General features: G+C 70.6%; 30 protein-coding genes. 28 read left to right on the forward strand and 2 right to left on the reverse strand.

Annotated elements, in window-relative coordinates; translation table 11 throughout:
* The first annotated feature begins 80 nt into the window (after positions 1–80).
* From ACFQE5_RS22235 to ACFQE5_RS22265, 7 genes are all read left to right on the forward strand, one after another.
* Positions 81–260, forward strand: a complete 180-nt coding sequence (locus ACFQE5_RS22235; protein ID WP_379587800.1) for a hypothetical protein — start codon at positions 81–83, stop codon at positions 258–260.
* On the forward strand, positions 260–679 hold the full coding sequence (locus tag ACFQE5_RS22240; protein ID WP_379587802.1) for a RusA family crossover junction endodeoxyribonuclease: 420 nt from the start codon (positions 260–262) through the stop codon (positions 677–679). The genes ACFQE5_RS22235 and ACFQE5_RS22240 overlap by 1 nt, the downstream gene beginning before the upstream one ends.
* Positions 676–855: a hypothetical protein gene (locus ACFQE5_RS22245; protein WP_379587804.1), complete on the forward strand. Its 180-nt coding sequence runs from the start codon at positions 676–678 to the stop codon at positions 853–855. The genes ACFQE5_RS22240 and ACFQE5_RS22245 overlap by 4 nt, the downstream gene beginning before the upstream one ends.
* A complete protein-coding gene (locus ACFQE5_RS22250; RefSeq protein WP_379587806.1) occupies positions 852–1,157 on the forward strand; it encodes a DUF397 domain-containing protein in 306 nt (101 codons plus the stop codon). Before ACFQE5_RS22245 ends, ACFQE5_RS22250 begins: the two co-directional genes overlap by 4 nt.
* Positions 1,154–1,492, forward strand: coding sequence for a hypothetical protein (locus ACFQE5_RS22255; protein WP_379587807.1), 339 nt, complete (start codon positions 1,154–1,156; stop codon positions 1,490–1,492). Before ACFQE5_RS22250 ends, ACFQE5_RS22255 begins: the two co-directional genes overlap by 4 nt.
* Positions 1,493–1,615: 123 nt before the next feature.
* Entirely contained in the window at positions 1,616–2,332 is a 717-nt protein-coding gene (locus ACFQE5_RS22260; protein WP_379587809.1) for a hypothetical protein, read from the forward strand.
* Entirely contained in the window at positions 2,329–3,030 is a 702-nt protein-coding gene (locus ACFQE5_RS22265; protein ID WP_379587810.1) for a hypothetical protein, read from the forward strand. The genes ACFQE5_RS22260 and ACFQE5_RS22265 overlap by 4 nt, the downstream gene beginning before the upstream one ends.
* Positions 3,031–3,287: 257 nt before the next feature.
* On the opposite strand, the gene ACFQE5_RS22270 is transcribed toward ACFQE5_RS22265, so the two are convergent.
* Together ACFQE5_RS22270 and ACFQE5_RS22275 are read right to left on the reverse strand one after the other, a co-directional pair.
* Positions 3,288–3,779 carry a hypothetical protein gene (locus ACFQE5_RS22270; protein ID WP_379587811.1) on the reverse strand — a complete coding sequence of 164 codons (492 nt, stop codon included), beginning with the start codon at positions 3,777–3,779 and terminating at the stop codon, positions 3,288–3,290.
* Positions 3,780–3,810: 31 nt separating this feature from the next.
* Positions 3,811–4,116 (reverse strand): hypothetical protein, encoded by a 306-nt coding sequence (locus ACFQE5_RS22275; RefSeq protein ID WP_379587812.1) that lies wholly within the window; start codon positions 4,114–4,116, stop codon positions 3,811–3,813.
* 466 nt (positions 4,117–4,582) lie between these two features.
* Here ACFQE5_RS22275 and ACFQE5_RS22280 point away from each other — a divergent pair, with 466 nt between their 5' ends.
* The 21 genes from ACFQE5_RS22280 (at position 4,583) to ACFQE5_RS22380 (ending at position 24,231) form a co-directional block, all read left to right on the forward strand.
* The gene (locus ACFQE5_RS22280; RefSeq protein WP_379587814.1) at positions 4,583–5,116 is read left to right on the forward strand and encodes a hypothetical protein; all 534 of its coding nucleotides are present in this window, start codon (positions 4,583–4,585) and stop codon (positions 5,114–5,116) included.
* A 108-nt stretch (positions 5,117–5,224) separates the two neighbouring features.
* Positions 5,225–6,880, forward strand: a complete 1,656-nt coding sequence (locus tag ACFQE5_RS22285; RefSeq protein WP_379587816.1) for a hypothetical protein — start codon at positions 5,225–5,227, stop codon at positions 6,878–6,880.
* Positions 6,862–7,044 carry a hypothetical protein gene (locus ACFQE5_RS22290; RefSeq protein WP_379587818.1) on the forward strand — a complete coding sequence of 61 codons (183 nt, stop codon included), beginning with the start codon at positions 6,862–6,864 and terminating at the stop codon, positions 7,042–7,044. Before ACFQE5_RS22285 ends, ACFQE5_RS22290 begins: the two co-directional genes overlap by 19 nt.
* A gap of 5 nt (positions 7,045–7,049) precedes the next feature.
* Positions 7,050–8,480: a phage portal protein gene (locus ACFQE5_RS22295; protein ID WP_379587819.1), complete on the forward strand. Its 1,431-nt coding sequence runs from the start codon at positions 7,050–7,052 to the stop codon at positions 8,478–8,480.
* A gap of 11 nt (positions 8,481–8,491) precedes the next feature.
* Entirely contained in the window at positions 8,492–9,286 is a 795-nt protein-coding gene (locus ACFQE5_RS22300) for an HK97 family phage prohead protease (protein ID WP_379587821.1), read from the forward strand.
* Entirely contained in the window at positions 9,283–10,734 is a 1,452-nt protein-coding gene (locus ACFQE5_RS22305; protein ID WP_379587822.1) for a phage major capsid protein, read from the forward strand. Before ACFQE5_RS22300 ends, ACFQE5_RS22305 begins: the two co-directional genes overlap by 4 nt.
* A 95-nt stretch (positions 10,735–10,829) precedes the next feature.
* Entirely contained in the window at positions 10,830–11,105 is a 276-nt protein-coding gene (locus ACFQE5_RS22310; RefSeq protein WP_379587823.1) for a hypothetical protein, read from the forward strand.
* Positions 11,106–11,151: 46 nt separating this feature from the next.
* Positions 11,152–11,688 (forward strand): hypothetical protein, encoded by a 537-nt coding sequence (locus ACFQE5_RS22315; protein ID WP_379587824.1) that lies wholly within the window; start codon positions 11,152–11,154, stop codon positions 11,686–11,688.
* Positions 11,688–12,134 (forward strand): hypothetical protein, encoded by a 447-nt coding sequence (locus ACFQE5_RS22320; RefSeq protein ID WP_379587825.1) that lies wholly within the window; start codon positions 11,688–11,690, stop codon positions 12,132–12,134. The genes ACFQE5_RS22315 and ACFQE5_RS22320 overlap by 1 nt, the downstream gene beginning before the upstream one ends.
* A gap of 36 nt (positions 12,135–12,170) precedes the next feature.
* Positions 12,171–12,512 carry a hypothetical protein gene (locus ACFQE5_RS22325; RefSeq protein ID WP_379587826.1) on the forward strand — a complete coding sequence of 114 codons (342 nt, stop codon included), beginning with the start codon at positions 12,171–12,173 and terminating at the stop codon, positions 12,510–12,512.
* On the forward strand, positions 12,512–12,802 hold the full coding sequence (locus ACFQE5_RS22330) for a hypothetical protein (protein ID WP_379587827.1): 291 nt from the start codon (positions 12,512–12,514) through the stop codon (positions 12,800–12,802). Before ACFQE5_RS22325 ends, ACFQE5_RS22330 begins: the two co-directional genes overlap by 1 nt.
* Complete coding sequence (locus ACFQE5_RS22335; RefSeq protein WP_379587828.1) at positions 12,802–13,290, forward strand: phage tail tube protein; 489 nt, start codon at positions 12,802–12,804, stop codon at positions 13,288–13,290. The genes ACFQE5_RS22330 and ACFQE5_RS22335 overlap by 1 nt, the downstream gene beginning before the upstream one ends.
* On the forward strand, positions 13,287–13,790 hold the full coding sequence (locus tag ACFQE5_RS22340; protein ID WP_379587829.1) for a hypothetical protein: 504 nt from the start codon (positions 13,287–13,289) through the stop codon (positions 13,788–13,790). Before ACFQE5_RS22335 ends, ACFQE5_RS22340 begins: the two co-directional genes overlap by 4 nt.
* Positions 13,791–13,858: 68 nt before the next feature.
* Positions 13,859–14,110: a hypothetical protein gene (locus tag ACFQE5_RS22345; protein ID WP_379587830.1), complete on the forward strand. Its 252-nt coding sequence runs from the start codon at positions 13,859–13,861 to the stop codon at positions 14,108–14,110.
* On the forward strand, positions 14,111–14,602 hold the full coding sequence (locus ACFQE5_RS22350; RefSeq protein WP_379587832.1) for a hypothetical protein: 492 nt from the start codon (positions 14,111–14,113) through the stop codon (positions 14,600–14,602).
* The gene (locus tag ACFQE5_RS22355; RefSeq protein WP_379587833.1) at positions 14,599–14,910 is read left to right on the forward strand and encodes a hypothetical protein; all 312 of its coding nucleotides are present in this window, start codon (positions 14,599–14,601) and stop codon (positions 14,908–14,910) included. The genes ACFQE5_RS22350 and ACFQE5_RS22355 overlap by 4 nt, the downstream gene beginning before the upstream one ends.
* 63 nt (positions 14,911–14,973) lie before the next feature.
* Positions 14,974–19,065: a hypothetical protein gene (locus ACFQE5_RS22360; RefSeq protein WP_379587834.1), complete on the forward strand. Its 4,092-nt coding sequence runs from the start codon at positions 14,974–14,976 to the stop codon at positions 19,063–19,065.
* A 45-nt stretch (positions 19,066–19,110) separates the two neighbouring features.
* Positions 19,111–19,539: a phage tail fiber protein gene (locus ACFQE5_RS22365; protein WP_379587836.1), complete on the forward strand. Its 429-nt coding sequence runs from the start codon at positions 19,111–19,113 to the stop codon at positions 19,537–19,539.
* Between the two features lie 82 nt (positions 19,540–19,621).
* Positions 19,622–21,274, forward strand: coding sequence for a hypothetical protein (locus ACFQE5_RS22370; protein ID WP_379587838.1), 1,653 nt, complete (start codon positions 19,622–19,624; stop codon positions 21,272–21,274).
* Between the two features lie 121 nt (positions 21,275–21,395).
* Positions 21,396–21,740 (forward strand): phage tail fiber protein, encoded by a 345-nt coding sequence (locus ACFQE5_RS22375; protein ID WP_379587840.1) that lies wholly within the window; start codon positions 21,396–21,398, stop codon positions 21,738–21,740.
* A gap of 43 nt (positions 21,741–21,783) precedes the next feature.
* Positions 21,784–24,231 (forward strand): hypothetical protein, encoded by a 2,448-nt coding sequence (locus ACFQE5_RS22380; RefSeq protein ID WP_379587841.1) that lies wholly within the window; start codon positions 21,784–21,786, stop codon positions 24,229–24,231.
* Positions 24,232–24,243: the final 12 nt, after the last annotated feature.

Genomic DNA, 24,243 nt, shown 5'->3' on the forward strand with positions numbered 1-24,243 from the left:
ACCCTCTAAAGAGGGTGGGTGGGCCGCCGCTGCGCTGCATGCAGGACCAAGCCGACGATCATGAAAACGAGGAGACCCCGGTGAACATCTACCCATGCCAGCGGTGCGGCTGGCTCGCCCCCGACTGCACGTGCCGGGCCGCCACCAACCGCCGCGTCATCGCCGACGTCCACCAGCGGCACCGCGAAGCCCGCGAACGCGCCTGGCGATCCGGGTGGGCCGCCAGCCTCGCCGTGGCCCGACACCAGCAGGCCGCCTGATGGCCAGCCCCGACACCCGGTGGCTGCTTGACCTGTTCGTGCCCGGCAGGCCAGCACCTCAAGGCTCCAAGCGGCACGTCGGCAACGGCGTCCTCGTCGAATCCTCGAAACACGTCGCCCCGTGGCGCACCACCGTCGCCTGGCACGCCGCCCAAGCCCACACCGCCGCCCCGCTCGACGGGCCGCTCACCGTCCGCATCGAGTTCGTGATGCCCCGCCCCTCCGGCACCCCGAAACGCGCCACACCACCGGCCATCAAGCGCCCCGACATCGACAAGCTCACCCGCGCCGTCCTCGACGCCCTGTCCGGGGTGGTATGGCGCGACGACTCACAGGTGGTCGATCTCCACCCCACCAAGCGGATCGCCGAGATCGACGAGCAGCCCGGCGCCCGCGTCCGCGTCAAGGAGGCAGCGTGACCCGCATCTCCCGCGACATCGACCGCTCCGGCATCAGCCTCGGCTGTAGCCCGACCGTCGGACCCGACGAGGAAGCCGCCGCGGTCCGCACCGTGCTGAACCGCTACAACCGCGGCCAGCTGTCGGCCGCCGAGGCCAAGCAGGTGCTGCAGATGCTCGGACTGGTGGGCTCGTGACCGGGTGGCGGCGCGCCAGCCGATGCGACTTCGGCGAATGCGTCGAGGTCCAGGCCGTCGACGGCTGGGTGCTGGTGCGGGACTCGAAGCTGCCCGACCTGCCGCCGTTGGCGTTCCACCGGTGCGAGTGGGAAGCCTTCGTGGCCGGGGTGAAACGCGGCGAGTTCGACCCCGACACCCTGTCGCGGCCCTCAAACGCCACAGAAAGCCAGAAGACGCCGAAACCAGCCACAGACACCGGAGCGCACCTGTCGGGCGTTCCTGGGGCAAACCAGGCGGCAAAACGGGGGCTTCCCGCGTGACCACCCAGCCCGCCGAGCCCGACCTGGCCGGGATGCTCCCCACCGGCTGGCACACCACCACCTGCCACCGGTGCGGCCAACACATCGAACACACCAGCACCGACCCAGCCCTCGTCCGCGTCGGCGACGCCGTGCACCGGCTCGGCCACGAGGTCACCGTCCACGACCCCACCGACCCGCTCCCCGCACTCCCCACCGACGTCCACACGGTGCGGCTACTCGACCACCACGGCCAGCTCATCGAGGTGATGCCCGCCCACGTGTACGAGCAGATGCGCGGCCCCGCCAACGCCGCACGCAAGGCGCTACGGCAACAGCTCGGGGAGATCACATGAATGTGGGGTGGCCCGGACGATTCCCGCCGCAACCGGGCCACCCCACCGCCCACCACCAACCAGGTTGACGAGACCAACAGGGGGAGCAGCCCGCAACGTACACCACCCGGAAGGCGGACCCCGATGGACACACCCCACCGACCCGACTGGGCCTGCCTCCTCCACCGCCCACCCGCCGACGGCGCCTCGTGGGCACCCGCCGACCGCGGCTACCGCACCTGCAGCCCCTGCCTCGACCGGCTCCGCCACCGCCTGGGCGACATCGTCGCCCGCTACACCCGGCTCGACCCCACCCCCGGCGCCACCGGCGACAGCGGCCGCCGCGGCCCCGGGTTCCACTCCCGCAGCCCCGCCAACGACCACGTCATCGCCATGCGCGACCCCCGCTCCATCGCGGTCGCCCGCACCTGGCTCGGCTCCGACGGCCGGCTACACCGCGAACACGAACACCCCCCGCTCTCGGTGCGCGGAGTGCTCGACACCATCGCCTGGGACATCGCCGCACACCGCGGCATCACCGGCCCACCCGACCGCGCCGACGTCCCCGACCTGGCCCGCTGGATCGACCACCAGCTCGACTGGATCACCCGCCAGCCCCTCGTGACGGAGGTGGACGCCGAGCTGCGCCAGCTGCAAGCCCAGTTGAAGCCCGTCACCGGGGACGGGCGGCGACGCATCGGCCGCTGCCCCAACACCATCGACGACGGCGAACACTCCCGGCTGTGCGATACCCCGCTGTACGCGCCCACCCGCGGCGACACCATCCACTGCGGAGCCTGCGGCAGAGAGTGGCCACGCACCGAATGGCTGCGCCTCGGCGACCTCCTGGACGCGTCATGAGCGACAAGCTGACCCCGCTTCCGCGGCGCTACCGGATCACTGTCACACGGACGACCGAGGCGACCGTCGCGCGCCTGCTGTCGCCGTGGAGGCAGGCGGACACCGCCCACTGGCAAACGCGCGTAGCAGCGCCGGGCTCCTGGATCGTGCACTGTCTCCTCTGCAAGGACCGAGTCCAGTTCACCGAACGGGACGAAGCCATGGCGTACGCCAGCGTCGGGCATCTCAGATGGCCGGCGCATCAGCGGCTCGTCGGCCGATACACGCTCGGGCTTGAGATCCCGGAAGCCCGCGGCTACGACTGGCCATCGTCACGTCAGAACCCGCGCAACACAGGATGCGGCTCTGGCTGGGAAGGCAGCGGCGAGGCCCTGTGGATGAAGGCCCGCGGCCAGCACGGCGAACTTGAAAAGCGACTCGCAGCACGGCGAAGCGCGCCGACCAGGGTCTCCGCTGCCCGCGACGAACTGTCCGCTCGCCGCGAAGTGCCGCCACCTCGACTCGACTGGACGACCAGCAGTCCGCTCGGCCCCGCGACAGTCACCTGGTCCGACGGCCGGTACAGCTCAGGCACCTTCTACGACCTGTACTGCAACGACCGGTACGTCGCTCAGATCGTCGCCCTCGCCGAGGGTGGCTGGCTATTCAACGGCCGCCACTTCCCCGATGATGCAGCGCTGATCCGAGCCGCCTCATGATCAAGCCTCGGCTGCGGCTGCTCGACACCGAAGCCCTCGCCCAACACCACGGCGTCGCCCCCGGCACCATCCGCCGATGGGCCCACGAAGACGGCTGGCATCCCTACGGCACACGCCGCCACCGACTGTGGTCCATGGCCGACGCCCAGAAATCCCACGAGCGGCGCAAAGTGGACACCGAAAGTCGCGTTGCATCTTGACCTGCGGCGAACGTAAGATCCTGTTGAATCGCGAGTCCTGTCTGGACAGGACTCGCCTCAGCTATCGGTTCCCTCCACCGTGAGCAGCTCGATCGACATGCCCGTCCACGCCACCGCCATCTCCGTGTACAAACCGGAGCACGGTGTCGACCCAGCCGTGTAGCCACGCCAGCACTCCGCCGAGCCGTAGCCCTCGCTCGCCGCCTGGAATCGGTCGAGGCTGGCCACCACCGTCCGGTACCGATCGGCGTTCGGCAGCGTGCTGATCCGTTCGCGCATCTCCTGGCCGAGCAGCGTCATCGTCGTCAACTCGCCACCGCACTGCTCCACCTCGCCACGCTGGGTGTGCCAGCGGTAGCAGAGGGCCAGCCGTTCGGTTGCTTGGTCCTGCCGGGTACCGAACTCGTCCCGGATCGGCGAGCTCGACAGCGACGATGCGGGGCTGGCGGAGGGTCGGTCAGCAGCAGGCGGGCCAGGCTCTGCGGCGCACCCAGTCAGCGCGAGGGCGCACAGCACAGCGGACCACACGACGTACGGCAGGCGGGACATCGGCACAGTGTCGCCGACCAGACACCCCCCGTCACCAGGAGGACAGCGGATGGCTGCGCGGCAGTGCCTCGACTGCGGCACCTTCACCGACGGCGCCACCCGCTGCCCGGCATGCACGGCGGCCATCCGGCGGCGGGTCGACGGTCGCCGCGGGAACACCACCCAGCGTGGCTATGGCGCCGAGCACCAGGCTGAGCGTGCCCGGCTGCTGCCCAAAGCCATCGGCAAACCCTGCCCCCGCTGCGGCCAGCCCATGCTGGACGGTCAGGCCCTCGACCTCGGACACGCTGTGGCTATCGCCCACGGTGGCCGGCACGGTCCCCGCCGGATCGAGCACGCCTTGTGCAACCGGTCTGCTGGTGGTCGCACGCGTCGCACCATCTGATCCAGATGGTTCACCCAACGTGACTGTAACTGTGAGTGATTGTCACGTGAATGCTTGACCATCACGCAGCGTGACAGTCGCCTCAAATGGTGACGCAAGGTCCTGACCTGCGGAAATGCAACACGTGATCATCGAGTAGGGCTGTGACCCGCGGAGATGCGCCCAGGGGAGGGGGGCACCCCCTCATCGCGGATAGTGACCCCCCCCATGACCCCGCTGCCCATGGCTCGCTGTTTTTGTACGGGTTACCAGGAGTCATTTCGGCTGCCCGACTTGCAATGAGTGTCGCGCACCGTGACGACCACGCTGCGTGACGGAACGTGTTTCGGCTACGGATTGTGACGACGTGGAGGGGGTGGTTGGTGTGCCCGGTCCTCCCCCGAACCCGAACCGGCGCCGCCGCAACGCCACCGTGCCGATGACGAAGCTGCCGGCCGAGGGTCGCACGGGCGAGCCGCCCGCATGGCCGCTGCCGCCGGACGTGGTTACGCAGGCGAAACTGGGTCGACTGCACGAACAGATCGACGAGGCGTCCCTGGAGGCGCAGGGGACCGGCCGGGAGGCCAAGAACGCCGCCCGGCGGCTGTTGAGCCTGCGGGAGCGCGCCGAGATCCTGTCCGCACAGATGGCGACGCTGGCCGAGCACGAGGCGCTGCTCTGGGCGGAGCTGTGGGCGACCCCGCAGGCGGTGGCGTGGGAGCGACTCAAGTGGACCCGCGAGGTCGCCCAGTACGTGCGGTGGAAGATCCGCGCCGAGATCGGCGACATCGAGGCCGCCAAGGAGGCCCGGTTCTGGTCGGATCGGCTGGGGCTGAACCCAGTGGCGATGCTGCGGCTGCGCTGGGAGGTCGCCACCGACGAGGTCGCCGGCCAGCGGGCCGAACGCACGGCCCGCACCACCGCGACCGCGCGGTCGCGGCGCGGGTTGAAGGCGGTCGACGGTGCTGGCTGACCTGGCCGCCCTCGTCGCGCAGGTGTGCGCCGGGGTCGGTGGGGCGCTGCTGGGCTGGCGGATCGCCTCGGCGCTGGTCGGGTCGGTCCCGGACCGTTTCGAGCGCTGATGGGCCGCCGTAAGGGTGGCTGGCGGGGCCCGAACGAGCCGGGCGAGTTCCCCACCCTGGGGTGGGTGGTCATCGACTGGATCGAGGCCCATCTGGTGATCCCGGACGGCCCGCAACGCGGCGCCCCGTACCTGCTGACCGACGAGATGGCCCAGCATCTGCTGCACGCCTATCGGCTCAAACCGGACGCCACGGTGCATCCGCGGTTCCCGCGGCCGGTGGACGGGCTGGTCTACTACGGCAGCCAGCTGCGGCGCAGCCAAAAGTGGGGCAAGGACCCGTTCAACGCGGCCCGCTGCTGCGCGCACGCCCTCGGGCCGGTGCAGTTCGACGGCTGGGACGCCGACGGGGAGCCGGTGGGGCGCCCGGTGGACACGCCGTGGATCCAGATCGCGGCCACCAGCGACGACCAGACCGACAACACGTTCCGACCGTTGTTCCGGATGCTGTCGGAGGGCCCGCTGGCCGACACGCCGGGCCTGGACATTGGCGAGACTAGGATCAAGCTGCCCAACGGGGACGGCTGGATCGAGCCGGTCACCGCGGCCGCCCGGTCGCGGCTGGGGAACCCGATCACGTTCGCGTCGTTCACCGAAACCCACTTGATGTGCGAGCGGGACGGCGGGCTGGGGCTGGCGCGGGCGATGAAACGCAACCTGGCTGGCATGGGCGGCTCGTGGGCCGAGGTGACCAACGCGTGGGATCCGTCGGAGAACAGCGCCGCCCAGCAGACTGCCGCCAGCAAGGCCCCCGGCGTGTACATCGACCACCGGGCCGCGCAACTGCCGTCGCTGACCCCGGTCGAGTTCGACGACGACGCGGTCGTGCTCGAGCGGATCGTGGTCAAGTACGGGGACTCGTGCCGCCGCGCGGGTGGCTGGGTGGATGAGACCGCGATCCTCGCCCAGATCCGCGACAAGGCCACCGGTGAGGCGGAGGCGCGCCGCTACTTCCTGGACGAGGTCACCACGGGTGAGCGCCCGGCGGTGGATGTGACCCGCTGGCATGCGCTGGCCCACCCCGACGAGCTGCTGGGGCGGGGCACCCCGGTGGCGCTCGGGTTCGACGGCTCCCGCAGCCGGGATGACACCGCGCTGCTGGCCTGCCGCATCAGCGATGGCCGCTGGTTTCGGATCGGGGTGTGGAACCCGGACGACTACGGCGGGAAGGTGCCGGAGCCGCTGGTGGATCGGGCGATGCGGGACGCGGTGTCCGCCTACCAGGTGTGGCATGTGATCCCGGACCCGTACAAGTGGCAGACCAGCATCGACCGGTGGGCGGGCGAGTTCGGGACGAACCCGGCCGGGAAGCCGATCGTGGTGGAGTTCCCGACGAACGTCGAGCGGCGCATGGACGCGGCGATCGAGTTGTGGGAGACCGCGTTCCGGCACGGTGAGGGCCAGTTCAGCCACGACGGCGACCCTGCTGTGACCGAGCACGCCCTGAACGCGGCGGTGGCGTTGGGTGGGCGGAAGGCGCCGCGGGAGGACGACGACCTGCCGGTGTCCGACCGCTACAAGAAGATCGTCAAGAAGAAGCGCGGCCTGAAGATCGACTCGTTTGTGGCGGGAATTCTCGCGACGTGGGGTCGCGGGCTCGCGATCGAACACGGGGCACTCACGGAGGAGGTGGAGCCGTGGGCGATCCTCGCCTGACCCGCCTCCCCGCACCACTGCTCGGCTACCTGGCTGGCTGTGTGACCGCGCTGGCTGGGGTGCTGCTGCTGTGGGGCCTGCCGGTGACGCTGATCGTGGCCGGCGTGGTGTGCGCGGCGTCGTTTGTGCTGGCCTACGCCGGCGACGAAGGCTCGGGGAGGTAGTCGGGGTGGCGAACCTCCTGCGGCGTGCCCTGCGCCCGGCACCGGCCGCAGTCGAGCAGCGGTTCGGTTGGGACGACTACGCGAACCTGCTAGGCGCGTTCGGGTTCGGTGGCCACAGCTACGGGCTGGGGTTGACCCAAACCCTGCCCGGCCAGTCGGAGGAGAAGCTCGAGGCGAACTTCCCCGCCCTGGTGCAGGGCGCCCTGAAGCGCAACGGCGTGATCTTCGCGTGCATCTTGACGCGGATGCTGGTGTTCTCCGAGGCCCGATTCCAGTTCCGCAGGCTGCAGAACGGGCGACCCGGCGACCTGTTCGGGACCAAGGATTTACAGCTGTTGGAGCGGCCGTGGCGGGGCGGCACCACCGGGGATCTACTGACCCGGATGCTGCTCGACGCGGACCTCGCCGGGCAGGCCTACCTGACCAAGCAGGGGGTGGGGTCGCGCCGCCGGGTGCGGAGGCTGCGGCCAGACTGGGTGACGATCATCCTCGGCTCCGAAAACGAACCGGAGCTTGGGGCGGACGCGTTGGACGCCGATCTGCTCGGCTACATCTATCAGCCGGGTGGGCCGACGTCGACGGCGAAACCGGTGCTGTTGATGCCCGAGGAGGTCGCCCATTTCGCGCCGATCCCCGACCCGGTCGCCTCCTATCGGGGCATGTCGTGGCTGCAGCCGATCATCCCGGAGCTGCAGTCGGACAGCGCGGCGACCACCCACAAGCTGAAGTTCTTCGAGAACGGCGCCACCCCGAACATGGTGGTGTCGATCGACCCGTCGGTGTCGGTGGAGGCGTTCAAGCGGTTCAAGGAGGTAATGGAGACCGAGCACCGTGGCCTCGCGAACGCCTACAAGACGCTGTACCTGGGTGGTGGGGCGGACGCGAAGGTGGTCGGCTCGGACCTGCGGCAGCTGGACTTCAAGTTGACGCAGGGCGCGGGGGAGACCCGGATCGCCGCTGCGGCCGGGGTGCCTCCGGTGATCGTGGGCCTGTCCGAGGGCCTGCAGTCGGCCACCTACTCGAACTATGGGCAGGCTCGTCGTCGGCTGGCGGACGGGACGATGCGGCCGCTGTGGCGGAACGCCGCCGGGTCGCTGGCCACGTTGGTGCCCCCGCCCGAGGGCGCTGAACTGTGGTACGACGACCGCGACATCCCGTTCCTGCGGGAGGACCGCAAGGACGCCGCCGAAATCCAGGGCACGCAGGCCACCACGATCCGGCAGTTGGTGGATGCCGGGTTCACCCCAGACTCGGCGATTCGGGCGGTGGAGTCGGAGGACTGGGCGCTGCTCGCGCACACCGGCCTGTTTTCGGTGCAGTTGCGGCCCCCGAACCCGCAGCAGGAGCAGCAGCCGACGAAGAGCGACCCGATCGCCCCGGAGGACGTTCCGAACCCGCCCGACGAGGGCACTGGCGACCCTGCGACGGGTGAGTGAGGAGAACCCTGATGGAGACCCTGCGCGACATGGATCTGGTGCGCGCCGTGCCGCGCACGGTCGACCTGCGCGCCGACGACAGCGATCCCGGCGACGGCAGCCTCGGCCTGATGTCCGGGCACTTCTCGGTGTTCGACACCTGGTATGAGATCGACTCGTGGTTCGAGGGCCGATTCCTGGAGCGCACCGCGCCGGGGGCGTTCCGCAAGACCCTGGCCGAGGGCCGCGACACGGTCAAGGTGTTGTTCAACCACGGCACCGACTTCCACATCGGCGACAAGGTGCTCGGCCGCGCCCGCGATGTTCGCGAGGACGAGGTCGGCGCCTACTACGAGGTGCCGCTGCTCGACACCTCCTACAACCGTGATCTGCTCCCCGGGCTGCGCGCCGGCGCCTACGGGTCGAGCTTCATGTTTCGGGTCGTGCGCGACGAGTGGAACGACGAACCCGGCCGCTCGGACTACAACCCCGATGGTCTGCCTGAGCGCACGATCAAGGAGGTCCGGGTGTTCGAGTTCGGCCCGGTGACCTTCCCCGCGAACCCGGACGCCACCGCTGGTGTCCGCAGCATGACCGATCAGTTCTACGAGCGCATGCGTGCCCGCAACCCTGACAAGTTCGAGGAGCTGCGGTCGCGGGTGCTCACCCTTCGCACCCCCGAGGTCGACGCCGCCCGTGTCACGGGCACCTCGACCGACGGCGCCGCGGAATCGACCGACGCGCCGGCCGCGAGCCACCCGTCCGGTCTCACCCCATCCGAGAGGCGGACACGCCTCTACCCCTTCCTGAAGGAGGACCAGCCATGAGGCTGGAGGAGCTGCGGGCTCGGATCGCCGAGATCGACGACGAGCTGCGCGCCATCCACACCGAGGCCGGCGACGCCGCCCTCACCGACGAGCAGCAGACCCGCTGGGATGAGCTCGAGACCGAGCGAGCCACCCGGGTCACCGAGTCCGAGCAGCGGCAGCGCCGCGAGGCGGCGCTGGTTCGTGCCGCGCAGAACCCGCGGAACACTGAGCACGCCGACCGGGACCCGGTCGCGGATCCGCGGGACTCGGATCCGACGCGGGGCCGCGGCAACCCGTGGGACCTGTCCGCGGTGGACGTGCCCGGCCGCAGCCACTACCAGGTCGGCCTGGAGCTTCGCGCGCGGGCGCTGGACGCGGCCGAGCGGATGCCGGCGATGACCGACGCCCGCCGGGCCGCGCTGACCGACATCCTCGAGCGGTTCGACACCGATCGGGGGGACCTGGCCCGGCAGGTGCTGGTCGCCTCCGACCCTGCCTATCTGCGGGCGTTCGCGAAGGGGCTGCGCAACGAGCTGTACGCACTCGACGACGAGGAGCGGGCGGCGATGCAGCGGGCCTCCACCCTGGTGCGCGCCATGAGCCTCACCGACAACGCCGGTGGGTATCTGATTCCGCAGCAGCTGGACCCGACCCTGATCCTGACCTCGGACGGGTCGACCAACCCGATCCGGGAGATCTCCCGCAAGGTGGTGGCCACCGGGGACGTCTGGTACGGGGTGTCGACCACGCACGCCACCTGGTCGTGGGACGCGGAGGCCGCCGAGGTGTCCGACGACGCCACGGTGTTCGCGCAGCCGTCCATCCCGAATCACAAGGGTGCTGGGTTCATCCCGATCAGCATCGAGGCGCTCGCGGACGAGCGGAACGTCACCGAGGCCATCGGTACCGTGCTGGCGATGGGCAAGGACGACCTGGAGGCGGCGGCGTTCGCCACTGGCACCGGCACCGGGCAGCCGACCGGGATCGTGACCGCGATCGTGGCGTCCAGCCCGTCCCGACTGGTCGCCTCGGCCGGGGCTGACACGTTCGCGGTAGGTGACCTGTACGCGGTTGAGGAGGCGCTGCCCGCGAAGTACCGGACCCGGGCGCAGTGGGTCGCCAACAAGACGATCTACAACGACGTCCGGCAGTTCGGCACCTCCGACTCCCACGCGCTGTGGGAGCGGCTCGGCGCTGGCCAGCCGGCTCGGCTGCTCGGCTACCCGACGCATGAGGCCTCGGCGATGGATGGGTCGATCACCGCGGCGGCGGAGAACTACGTGCTGCTGTTCGGGGACTTCTCCAACTACGTGATCACCGACCGGCTGGGGATGGTGGTGGAGAGCATTCCGCACCTGTTCGGCGCTTCTGGGCGCCCGACCGGGCAGCGGGGCTTCTACGCCTACTACCGCACCGGCGCGGACAGCGTGAACGACGGCGGATTCCGGCTGCTCAACGTCACCTGATCCTCGTCGTCCTGACCAACTGAACAACGCACCACCCGAGAGGGTCGACACCGCAACAGGTGTCGACCCTCTCGGCGTGAACGGGAGAGTGAGCCGTGGCTGAGTTCGTGCGCCCCACACAGGCGTTCGTGTGCGTGGACACCGACGGCGTGAAGCGCCGGTTCGACCCGACCATGCTCCTGCTGGTCGGGCACTGGGCGATCGAGGGACGCGAGGACCTGTTCGCGCCCGCCCGGGACGTCGACCAGGTGGAGCGGGAGCGGGTCACCGCGGTCGGGCCGCGCCCGGTGGAGCAGGCGACCGCGGCGCCCGGGGAGCGGCGCGCGACCCGGCGCCCGCGGCGCAAGACCGACGAACCAGACGAGGACTGACGGCGACCGGTCGGACTGGTTGTGACGCCACAGGAGGGGGTGCTGGATGGGGTTGTTCACGCTCGATGAAGCCAAAGCGTTCCTGAACATGGACGTGACCCGCACCGACTCCGACGCCGAGCTGCAGGGGTTCATCGACGCATCCGGTGAGGTGCTCGAGGTGCTGGCCGGCGAGGTGGTGGCCAGCCGGACGGTGACCGAGACGGTGATGATGGGCGCCCCGACCCGACGGGTCGCCCTGCGCAGGGTGCCGGTCGTGTCGCTGACCTCGATCGTGTCGCTCGACGGGATCCGAACCTGGGATGTCGCCGACTTCGATGTCGCCGAGACCGGGGTTGTGACCGTGATCGGCGGCCCTTGGCTATCCGGCGAGGTGCGGTTCACTCTCGTGGCTGGCTACGAGACGCCGCCGGCCCGGTATGTGAAGGCCGCACAGATGGTGCTGAAGCACCTGTGGCGCAGCCAGCGGTCTGATCTCGGTGGCCGCCGCGGGTTCGGCGGCGACGACGAGTCGATCGTGGTGGCTGGCTATTCGATCCCGCGGGCGGCTGTGGAGATCGTCGGCCCGAAGGTGCTGGTCTGATGGCGTCCAGCGCGGTCCCGGCGGCGGTGGACGCGCTGCTTGGGCTGGTCCGTGGCGCGTTCGCTGGGCAGGCCGTGCGGGTGGATGATGGGCCGCCGATCACGGATCTGGATGAGCCGGACGCGATCGGGGTCGGGGTGTCGGTGGAGACCGGTGCCCCCGGGACGGCGTACCGCGGCTTCCATGTCGGGTCAACAGACGAGTCGTTTGGCCTGACCTGTGTCGCCCAGTCATGGAGCGGCGACACCGAACTGGCCACCCGCCGCACGCGGGTGTTCGAGCTGCTCGACACCGTCGACACGGTGCTCGAGCAGACCCCCGATCTGGGGCTGCCTGGTCGGGTGATCGACGCCCGCATCGAATCCTGGGACTACCGGCCGATCCAGGATGGCCGCGGATGCCTGGCGCTGGTCGAGTTCACGGTCCGGATCAACACGTATCGGTGAGCGTCGCTCGCCGCACCGAGTAGAGGAGATGCCGGTATGGCGACGCTCGCCATCCAGTCCATTGTGAACACAGGTGTGAACCCGGCGTTGGTGGCGGCGTCTGCGGGTGGGGACAAGGTCGCTCCGGGTGCGGGCGTGTTCCTCGAGGTGGCCAACGGGGGCGCCGCCCCGATCACCGTCACCCTGGTCACCCCGCAAACCGTGGACGGGGATCTCGCCGTGGCCGATCGGGCGGTGTCGGTGCCCAACGGGGAGTCGCGGCTGATTGCGGTCCCGGCGAGCCTGTACCGCAACCCGTCCGACGGGTTGGCGTCGATCACCTACAGCGACACGACGTCGGTGACGGTGGGCGCGTTTAGGGCGTCGGTGGCCGGCTGATGGCCGCCCGCGTGCACGTGTGGCACCCGCAGACGGGTGCGGTGATCGAGGTGGCGGCCTCAGCGGTGCCGATGCTGGCGGCGTCCGGGTGGGTGCCGCTCGACGCCGACGAGGTGGCGGCGCGGGCCGAGCGGCGGCGGGCCGACAAGACCGCCGCCGAACAGGCCATGACCCCCACCCCGCCCGCCCCGGTGCGGAAGATCACCAACGCGCAGGACACCACCGACGTGGTGGTGAAGGACCCCGCCCCGAAGACCGGTCGGCGGCACAACACGAAGGAGAGTGACTGATGGCCGCACCGGCGATCACCTCGTCGACCCGGTACACGTCCCGGGGGACCACGAAGTTCTATTGGGTGGCGGCGATCGCGGACCCGGACGCCCCGACCCGGCTCGAGTTGGACGCGGGCACTGACCTGTCGCCGCAGGTGGCGGACCGGTCGGGCTGGTCGGTGTCCTCGGAGATGATCCAGACCCCGGATCTGGCGTCCCGCTACACCTCCACGATTCCGGGAACGATCTCCGCCGAGGACTCGTCGATCACGTTCTACATGGACAAGGAGGGGGTGGACGCGCGCGCTCTGATGCCGCGCGACCAGGCCGGGTTCATCGTGATCCTCGACGGTGGGGATGTGGCGGCGAACAAGATGGACGTGTATCCGGTGACGGTGACGTCGCACTCGAAGAACCGTGAAGTGGGTGGCGGGGCGGCGGACACGCTGGTGATCTCGTACGCGATCACCTCCGAGCCGTCTGAGAACGTTCCTGTCCCGGCGTGAGTCTGCGTGAGGACCTGTTCGGTCGCCCGGTGGCGACCGCGCAGGTCCCGATCGTGCTCGACCGGGCGGCGCACGATGTTGCGGCGCGGCGGGTGGAGGAGGCGGCCCGCGCACTTGCTGCTGAGCAGGCGCGCGGGTCGTTCGATCTGGACGCGGAGCGCGCCGAGCTCGCCGAGGCGGAGGCCGCGTTGGCGGCGGTCCCGGTGCGGGTGGTGCCGCTGCGGGCGCTGCCACCGGAGGCGTGGGAGGAGTTGATCGAGTCGCACCCGCCGTCGGAGGAGCAGCGCGCGAAGGGTGCGATCTGGGATCCGAAGACGTTCCGGTACGCCCTGCTCGCCGCGTCGGTGGACACCCCGGACGGGGAGCAGCCGCTGTCGGAGGGCGAGTGGCGGCAGCTCGCCGCCGCCAGGCACGTCACCGACGGCGAGCTCAACGAGCTGTTCGACGCTGCGATCTCGCTGAATGGGCGGGCGCCGCGGGTGAGCACGGGAAAAGGCTGAGCGCCGACGCCCAACTCGCGTTGGAGATGGCCTACTGCGGGCCGCGCGGTATCCCCCACAGCCTGTTCGTGAGCTGGGATCGGGCGGATCGGGACAAGGCGCTGTGGTGGCACATCCGGCAGGCCCAAACCTGCCCGTCGTGCGGCACCCACCCCGACGAGTGGGCGGACGACCCGTGGGCGTTCGAGGCGGCCCCGACGCACTGCCGCGGCTGCGAGGTGCGCGCGCAGGCCGACGAGGACTTCGAGAAACACCGCAAGGAGTACCGGCGGGGTACCTCGATCCAGCTGCGCCGGCCACCACCGGCCGAGGAGGCGTGAATGGCGGCGGCGCTGGTGTGGACCAAGATCCACGGGCAGGAGCAGTACCGGGCGCTGGCCCGGCGGCTCCGGGAGGCCGGCCGCGGCGACCTGCAGCGCAAACTCACCAAGGCGATCCGCGCCGAGGGGGATCCGGCGCTACGCGCGGTGCGGGCCGCGTGGATGACCGTCGACGTCACCTCGTCCCGCAGTGGCGGATCGTCGTCGGGGCTGCGGGCCCGGGTCGCGGCCGCCACCCGGATCTCGATCCTCGGGTCGGGGATCCGGATCCGGGTCGAGGGCAAACGCGTCGACCCGGTCTACGGCCGGTCGCTGTCCTACGGGCTGGACGGGCTCGGCAGGTGGCGGCACCCCGTGTTCGGCAACCGCGAGGTGTGGGAGCAGCAGCGCGGCCAGGAGGTCTTCTACTCCACGCTGCGGCGCTACGAGTCCCGGTGGCGGGCCGGAATCGAGCAGGCGATGGCCGACGTGGCCCGGCAGATCGAAGGATGAGGACTTTGGACAAGGTGACGTTGCGGCTCGACGGCAAGCCCTACACCGTCGAGGCCGACCCCCACCAGTTCACCGCCGCCGAACTGAACGCGGTCGAACGGCACACCGGGATGACGGTGCGGGAGTGGCGGGACAAGCTCATGGATCGCGGCGGGTCCACCCTCGCCTGGACGGCGCTGGCGTGGATCGCGAAACGCCGCGCCGGCGAGTACGTCAAGTGGCACGACTTCGAGGACGACCTGAAGGTGCTCGAGCTGCTCGAGTCCGTCGAGTTCGGCTCCGGTGAGCCGGAGCCCCCCACCGGCTGACCCTGCACCGCCGCCAGTAGCCCCCGTTTCACCTGATCAGACCCGTGGAAGGGGTGCTTTGTCGTGGCCACCGACCTGCGGTTCGACGTCTCCGCGCTCGACCGGGCGTCGCAGACGTTCGTGAAGATGGCCGCGCAGGTCGAGCGGTTCGCCAAGAAGATCGACCAGCTCGACGGCAAGAAGGCCGAGGTCGACGTCGAGGTCGACACCCGCAAGGCCGACCGGGAACTCGGCGCGTTCGCCACCTCGATGCGCCGCAAGCTCGAGGCCGCGGTCAAGGCGCTGCCCGACATCGAGCTCGACGCCGATTCGACGCCGGCGCAGCGCGAGCTCGCCCGCGTCCGCGGGGAGATGCAGGCCCTCGGTGACAAGCGCATCGGTGTGGACATCGACGCCGCGGCGGCGCGGGCGGAGATGGAGCGGCTGCACGCCGAGCTGGCCCGGCTGGGTGCCGAGTCGGCGGATGTGCAGGTGGAGGCGGACACCGCGGCGGCGATGGCCGCGCTCGGGATCGTGTCCGGCGAGCTCGACAAGCTCGACGGCAAGACGGCGAAGATCAAGGTTGATGTCGACCGGTCGCTGTCGGATTCGATCGTCAAGGTCGCCGCGCTCGGGCGGGCGCTGGGTGCGATCGCGCTCCCGGCGGCGGCGGTCGCGGCGGCCCCGCAGATCGCCGCGATCGGCGGCGCCGCGGTCACCGCGACGGGCGCGTTGTGGCTGATCCCCGCCGCCGGGATGGCGGCGGGTGCCGCGGTCGCCACCCTCGCCGCAGGGTTCAAGGGCTTCTCCGACGCGCTCGACGAGGACCCGGCGAAGGCCGCCGAGGCGCTGGCGAAGCTCGCCCCGGCCGCGCGGGAGGCCGCCCAGGCGGTGCGTGGGCTCGCCCCCGCGTGGCGGGACATGCAGCAGGCCATCCAGCAGAAGCTGTTCGAGGGTGTCGCCGCTGATCTGCAGCAGCTGTCGACGAAGTTCCTGCCCGAGATCCAGAAGACCCTGGTGGGGATCGCGAACGGGTTCAACCTGGCCGCGCACGAGACCACGGGTTTTCTGACCTCGGCGGCTGGTGTGCGCAGCGTGTCGACGATCCTCGACAACGTGCGCCGGTCGACGGCGCAGGCCACCGGGGCGATCGAGCCGCTGACGAGGGCGTTCGTCGACATCGCGGAGGTCGGCTCGACCCGGCTGCCGCGGCTGGCGGAAGCCTTCACCGATGTTTCGGCCCGGTTCGCCGACTTCATCGCCCGCGCGAAGCAGTCCGGTGACCTCGGGCGGTGGATCGACCAGGGGGTCACCGCGCTGACCCAGCTGGGGCGGATCGCCGGGAACATCGGCGGCACCCTCAGCGGGATCTTCACCGCGGCCCAGTCGGCTGGCGCCGACTTCCTGGGCACGGTCGAGCGGATCACCGCCGAGGTCCGGAACTTCGTCAACTCGGCGCAGGGCCAGGAGACGATCACCAACCTGTTCCGGGCGATCCGGGAGGCGGTGGACGCCGCGATGCCCGGGGTGAAGGCCCTGGTCACCGCGGTCTCCGAGGTGATCAACAAGATCGGGGAGACGGGGGCGGTCACCAAGCTGGGGCAGGCGTTCTCGGCGCTGGCCGAGTCGGTGGGTCCGGTGGCGTCGACGCTCGCGAACCTCGTGGTGTCGGCGATCGGGCCGCTCGCCACCGCGCTGGCCGCGATCGCCCCGGTCGCTGGCCCGGTCGCTGCCGGGCTGTTGGGGATCGCCGCCGCCGGCAAGGCCATGACGATCTTCGAGAAGGTGTCCGGGCATCTGTCCGGGTTCGTTGGGAAGATGCGGGAGGTCGACGGCGCCGGCAGCAAGCTGAAGCTGGCGCTGTCCGGGGTGACCAGCATGGCCGGTGGGCCGCTGGGTGTTGCGCTGGGCGCGGCTGGGGTGGCGTTGGGGATCCTGGCGCAGCACCAGGCGGATGCGGCGGCGAAGGCCGCCGAGCACCGGGCCGCCCTGGACTCGCTGGCCGGCACCCTGGACAAGTACTCCGGTGCGGTCACCCAGGCCACGATCAACGAGAAGGCCTCCCAGCTGGCGAAGGACGGCACCCTGCGGAAGGTCAAGGACCTCGGGGTGGCCACCGACGACTATGTGCGGGCCTCGTTGGGTGAGGCGGGGGCGTTGGAGCGGGTGCAGGCCCAGCTGGCGGCGCACACCCGCGGGCTGATCGAGGCCGACCGCGGCTATCAGGCCAACCGGCAGACGCTGGAGCGCTACGGGATCACCCTGAACGATCTGGCCGGGTACGCGGCCGGGCTCGCCCCGGAGACGGAACGGGTACGCGCGGGGTTGGCGGGCATCGCCGACCCGATGCTGCAGCACGACATGGGGCTGCTGGTCGGGAAGATCCGGGATATGGGCGCACCGACCGCCGAGTTGGCGCGCGAACTGAACATCACCTCGGGCGAGTTCCAGAAGATCCAGGAGGAGACCCGGCTGGCCGCCGAGGCGTCGGGGGATTTCGCGTCCAAGCTGGACTTCCTCAAGCAGGGCCTGGCCGGGATCGCCACCGGGGCACCGCAGACCGAGATCATGAAGAACGGTCTGGTCGGGCTCGGGCAGGCGGCCGGGGAGGCAGCGGCGCGGGCCGGTGACGCGGCTGCCGCGGTCAACGGGGTCGCCGCGGGTGCGGCCGCGGCCGAGCAGGCCATGGCGCAGTCGCGGGATGCGTTCATTCAGGCAGCGACCGCGGCCGGGTTGACCGAGCAGCAGGCCGGGGCGTTGGCTGATCAGATCGGGTTGATCCCGGCCGCCGCGCGCACGATCTTCGAGACGAACGCGACCGGCGTCACCGCCGAAATGATCACCCTGAACGCCCAGTTCGACGCCGTGCCCGGGGCGAAGACCGTCACCGTGCAGGCCCTCACCACCGAGGCGGTCGGGCAGCTGCAGGCCCTCGGGTTCCAGGTCGAGCAGCTACCCGACGGCACGTTCAAGGTCACCGCGCAAACCGAGACCGCGCAAGCCCAACTGGACGCGTTCCTCGCCGGCGCCGCCAACGCCTCGGCGGAGGTGCAGGTCGGGGCGAACAAGATGCCCGCCGAGCAGGCGCTGCAGGCGATCCTGGCCGCGATCGGGGCTGGCGCCGAAACGGTGACCATCAACGGGCAGTCGATGCCCGCGCAGCAGGCATTAGCGTTCGTGCTCGGCGCGATCGGCCAGGGCTCGGCGACAGTGACGATCAACGGGCAGAGCTTCCCGGCCGAGCAGGTGTTGAGTGCCTACCTCGGTGCGGTCAACAAGGGCTCCGGCACAGTCACCATCAACGGGCAGAGCTTCCCCGCCGACCAGGTGTTGGATGCGTTCCTCGGGCGGACCGATAAGTCGAGCGCGACGTCCACGGTCAACGCGAATGCGGGTCCGGCCAACGCGGCGGTAGACGGCTGGCAGTCCCGGACGAACTCGACGGTGGGCACGGCTACCGCGAAGGCGAACACCGGCGACGCGGAGGCGGCGCTCAACCACACGGCCCGGCCCCGGACCGCGACCATCACCGTGAACACCGTCCCGGGGCGGCTGGCGGGCCCGATCGGCAGCCTCGCCCAGGGTGGCGTGTTGGCCCCGATGGCCGACGGCGGGGTGCTCGGCGCGACCAGCACCGGGCATCCGACCGTGGCCTTCGCGGGCGGGGGGCGGTGGGGCAGCCTCGACGGGCACCGGCTGCGGCCGATGCCGGCCCGGGCAGCGCTGGTGCCGCCGAACACGTGGCGGGTGGTCGGGGACAACATGCGGGTGCCGGAGGTGTACGCGCCGTTGGACGGGTCGGCCCGCTCGCTGTCGTTCCTCCGCTACGGGGCGAACGCGTTCGGCTACGACCTGATCAAACGGGCCGCCACCACCGTGAACAACGCGATGTCGGGCTCGGGGATCTCGCGGGTCGCGGTGATGCCGCCCCAGGCCGAAGCGCAGCGGCTGCGGGATCTCATCCCCGTCGACGTGTCCGCCGCGATCGCCCGCGCCCAAGCCGCCGCAGCCGCGGCTCGGCCGGCCCTCGATCAGGCCGGGGTGGAGCAGCGACTCGACCAACTGCTGACGCTGCTCGAGCGCCGCGGCGCCGGGGCGTCGATCACCGTGGAGGACCGCTCCGGGGACCCGGCCGAGACCGCCCGGTCGACGATGCTCGCGCTGCGCCTGTCCTGACCCCACCAGTCCTGTCCTGTCTGTTTTCTGTACCTGCGAAAGGGCGTGGTCATCATCGGCGCAACCGATGCCCGTGAGGTGCTGATCGCCGACTCCCAGTTCGGGGGCGGCGCCACCACCTGGGCCCCGGCGACCTGGTATTTGGGTCTGTCGACCACGACCCCGAACGACGACGGGTCGAACTTCACCGAGCCGGTCGGCGGGGCCTACGCGCGGGTGGCGGTCACCAACAACGCCACGAACTTCCCGCCAGCGACCACCTCGTCGGGGACCACGACGAAGACGAACGGGGCGAAGTTCATCTTCCCCAACCCGACCGGGTCATGGGGGCTGGTCACCCACTACGGCTGGTTCACCTCGTCGTCGGGTGGCACCCCGCAGTACACGAACCCGCTGGATGCGCCGATCTCCCCAAAGAACGGCAACTCGCCGGTCGAGTTCGACGTCGGGCAGCTCGTGATGTCCTGGGAATGATCTCGACGCGTCGGTTTCCACATTGCAGGTTCACCGAACCCCTACCCGTGACAGCCGAACCCTGGGGAAGGGGACGTAGCTGATGCCGCCGGTGTTGGAGCAGTCCACCTACAACACGGTGGCGAAATACCAGTCCCGCACCTGCACCGCCACGTTCACCCGGCCGACCACTCCGGGCAGCCTGATCGTGGTGGTGTGCGCCGCCGCGGGCACCCTGCCCAGCCGACTCACCACTCCCTCGGGGTTCACCGAGCTCGGCTCCGCGGGTTTGCGGGACATGCAGATGACGGTGTGGTATCGGCAGGCGTCTCCGTCGATCACGTCGGTGTCGGTGACCGCGCTGGATGACAATAAGAGCCTGCAGCTGCGTGCACTCGAGTATTCGGGGATGGCGCAGGCCGACGTCGTCGACAAGCTGATCGTCCGCTCCGGGGAAAGCCAACTCGCCTTCTCCGGCAGCACCGGCACCACCAGCCAGGGCGACGAGCTCGTGTTGGGGTTCGTCGCGAACCAGTACGCCTCCACCGCCCAGTTCGGGTTCAGTGGAAGCCTGGCCCGCCTGTTCGAGTCGACGTCCCCGCAGAACTGGTCGCGCGGCTGGAACGAGGACTGGGAACGGTCCCGGCTGTCGGTGCATCAGGCGATCGCCACCTCCACCGGCAGCTTCTCGCTGAACACGATCCTGTCGTCGACGCGGCGGTGGATGGCGCTGCTGGTGACGTTGCGTGGCGGGTCGACCGGCCCGGCCCGGTTCACCTCCCGCAACGCGCCACCGGCGCTGCAGACGTCGGGCCGTGGCTCGCTGACGGTGTTCGGTCCGCTCGCCAGCAAGACCGCCCCGCCAGTACTGCAGACGTCGGGTGGGTCGGCGCGCATCAGTCCGTTCAACTACCAGTTCCGGCTGGGTGGCTGGACCGGGCTGCTGATCGGGGCGGGCACCCCCTACACGGTCGAATCCCACGACGGGCTGTACGGCTATCAGGTGCGGTCCTCGGATGAGGACCAGCCCCGGGAGGCGGGCTCGTTGCGCGGTATCGACCTGCAGTCCGCGCGGCAGGTGCTGCTCAAGGTGCACGTGTATGACGGGGACCGCGACGAGGTCGAGCGCCGCCTGGATGAGTTGTATCGGGCGTTGGTGCCCCGGCGGGACACCGACCAGGAGTTGATCTGGCGGCACCCAGCGCAGTCGCCGCGGATGCTGCGCTACCGGCCGATCGAGCTGCCCCGCGAGGTGGACGCGCTGGGCACGATCTTGGCCCGCCAGCCGGTGATGTTGCGGTGCGCGGATCCGCGGCACTATTCGGCGGTCCCGCACACCGTGGAGATCCCGGTGACCCCCGGCACCGGGGACCCGGTGATGACCCAGGTGGTCAACCTCGGCAACATCGCCGCCTACCCGGTGATCACGATCGAGGGCCCCACCTCGGGCCCGCCGGTGTCCCGGATCGAGCTGGTGAACGTGTCCGCGCTGGTCACCTTCGACGTGCAGGTGACGCTGCCGTCCGGGTCGGTGCTGGTGGGCGACATGGATGCCCGCGTCACCGGCGCCCCCCGCTCGATCGTCACCCTGGACGGCCAGTCCAAGTACGGCAGCTGGCAGTTGCCGCGGGACCCGTTCCACATCAACCCGGACCCGTCCGGGCACGGCGGCTACAACCTGATCTACCTGCGCACCACCCCAGCCGGGGCGCCGGTGCGCTGCACCCTGTCCTACCGGGACACATGGTCGGGGTGAACCCCGCCCCGGTGGGCCGCCCCCGCTAATCACTCCCGGGCTTCCGCCCGCCTGTTTATGTCACCCCCTGCCCGTCGGGCTGGCGGGTGTCTCGTCCTGCCCCGACACAGAAAGGCACCCCATGGCCTACACGAACACCGCGCTCACCACCGCGGTTACCGCGGTGAAGAACGCGGCCACCTACATCAGCCTGCACACCGCCGACCCCGGCACCACCGGCGCCAGCGAGGTCACCGGCGGCACGTACGCGCGCAAGGCCACCACGTGGGGCAGCGTGACGAACGGGTCGGTCACCGGGTCGGAGGTGACCCTCGACATCCCGTCCGGCACCACGATCACCCACTGGGGGCTGTGGACCCTCGCCAGCGGCGGCACCTTTTACTACGGGGGCGCGCTGGCCGCGTCCGAGTCGTACGGCTCGAACGGCACCTACGCCGCCACCCCCACCCTCAACGCCATCAACTGAGCGTTCTCGGCATGATGTCGGCTTCGCGGCTGGGGAGTGAGTGGTGGCGATAGCGGTCCGTGCCACCTCCACCCAGTGGGGCGAGGGCGTCTCCAGCGTCAACGTCACCAAGCCGACCGGCACCACCTCGGGCGACCTGCTGGTCGCCGTCCAGTTCTGCGACTACTCGGCCAGTACCGGGTCGGCGATGACCGCCCCCGCCGGCTGGACACAGGCCGGCTCGACGGCATCCACCCCGGGCGGCAGCTTCCACCCGGTCGGCAAGGTTTGGTACAAGGTCGCGGGCGGGTCGGAGCCGTCCAGCTACACGTTCGGGTCGTCCTCGTCGTCGTCGTCGGTGATCAGCGTGTTGGCGCTCTCCGGCGCCGACACGTCCACCCCGATCCGGGTGGTGCCGTCGTGGTCGACCGGTAGCGCGGGCACCAGCCACGTCGCCCCGTCGATCCCGGTCGGGTCGGGGCAGGCCGACGGGGATCTGCTGCTGTGCGCGGCCGCGTCGGACTACTACGACTCGGGCCGCGGCAACAGCTACAGCCCCCCGTCGGGGATGACCGAACGCACCGACATCTCGGCGCAGTTCACCTACACGTCGGTGGCGTCGCTCGCGCTGACGGGCACCGGGGCGACCGGCACGAAGACGTTCACCGCCAACCGGTCCTCGCAGGACCCGTACCGGTCGCTGTCGCTGGTCATCGCCGGTGGCTCGATCGCCAAGTCCGGCCCGGTGTCGGCGACGCTGCGGCTGACCGCCGGGCTGACGGGCGGCAAGCGGGCCGCCAGCGCTGTGGCGGCGCCCCTGCGGCTGGTCGCGCAGGCGGCCGGGGCCAAGCGAGCGACCGGCCCGCTCGCCGCGTCTCTGCGGATGCTCGCCAGCCTGGCGGGCGCCAAACACGGCTCCGGTGCGGTGTCGGCGACGCTGCGGCTGACCGCCGGGCTGACGGGCCGGAAGCTCAACCTGCTGTCGGCGACGCTGCGGCTGACCGCCGGGCTGGGCGGGGCGCGCCACGACACCACCGCCGGGCTGACGGCCCCGCTGCAGCTGGCCGCGGCGCTCACCGATCCCGTTCACATCAGCGGCGCCGCAACGACGGCAACCGTGCAGCTGCTGGCCGGCCTGCCCGGCGCGAAGCGGGTGCCGGGCACACTGTCTGCCACCGTGCAGCTGGTTGCGTCTGCTCCGGGCGCGAAGCGGGTGCCGGGCACACTGTCCGCGCCACTAAAGCTGGTTGCCGCGCTGACCGGCGCTTCCCGCGTTTCCGCGGTCGCGCTCCCGGCGGCCACCCTTCGGCTGCTGGCGGACCTCATCGGCCCCGTTCACGCCACCGCGGTGGCGCTCCCCACGGCGTCGGTGCGGCTGACGGCAGCCATCGCGGGTCAACGGATCGTCGTCGAGATCCCCGCCGCCGCCCTGGTCGCGACCGCGCAGATCACCGTCCCGTTCGAGCTCGTGTGCGTGGCCCGCATCCCGCAAAACGCCGGGCCACCCACCTTCCTCGAGGTCGACCCGATCGACTGGACCGGGCTGTCTTGGACCGACGAGCTGTCCCGCCCGCAGCGTTTGGATGTCGGGTGCAAGGTGTCCAGCCTGACCGAGCCGGTGCTGCAACGGTTGCGGAGCCTGGCGACGTCGCCGACCGAGCTGTGGCTGTACCGGGACGGCAAGCTGGTGTTCACCGGGCCGCTGCTGGGCGGGAACGTGCAGGGTGAAGGGTTGACGCTGCGCGCCGCCGGGCTGCTCGGCTACCTGCGGCTGATGGTCGTCCAGACAGATCAGGTGTTCAAACAGGTCGACCAGTTCGCCATCGCCGCCGCCCTGATCGACCAGTGGCAGACCCTGGAGTACGGCAACTTTGGGATCGACACCAGCGATGTCGGCGCCTCGGGGGTGCTGCGCGACGCCACCTATCTGGCCAAAGAGCTGCACAACGTCGGCCAGCGCGTCGAAGAACTGGGCGCGAGACGGAACGGGTTCGATGTGGCGGTGGATCCGGCGACCCGCAAGCTGAAACTCGCCTACCCCATCCAAGGGGTTGACCGGTCGACGGGTGAGGACGCGATCGTGTTGGACGGCCGCAACGTGACCTCCCCGAACATCGTGTTCTCGGTCGCCCCCGGGGATGTCGCGTCCGAGGCGTTCGGCACCGGCACCAGCTCGGGCGCGGATCCGATCTACGCGACCGCCGCCAACACCGAGCTGCGGGCAAAGTTCGGGCGGGCCGCGGTCACCGGCACATGGGATGGGGTGTCCGAGCAAACCACCCTCGACTCATACGTGCAGGGACTGGTGGATGCGCGGGGGGAGGCACTGCTGGTGCCGGGCCCGGACGCGCGGGTCACCCCGGACGCCGACATCTCCGGCTACGACGTCGGCGACACCGTGTCCTATCAGCTGCATTCGCTGCTGTCGACGGTGGGCGCGTTCCGGTTGCGGAAACGCACCGTCACGGTGTCCAAGACCGGGCAGGAGTCGGTGTCGTGCGAGTTCGTGTAGTGGGGGGTGCCG

Source organism: Pseudonocardia hispaniensis, assembly GCF_042658695.1.
GTDB classification, from domain to species: domain Bacteria; phylum Actinomycetota; class Actinomycetes; order Mycobacteriales; family Pseudonocardiaceae; genus Pseudonocardia; species Pseudonocardia hispaniensis.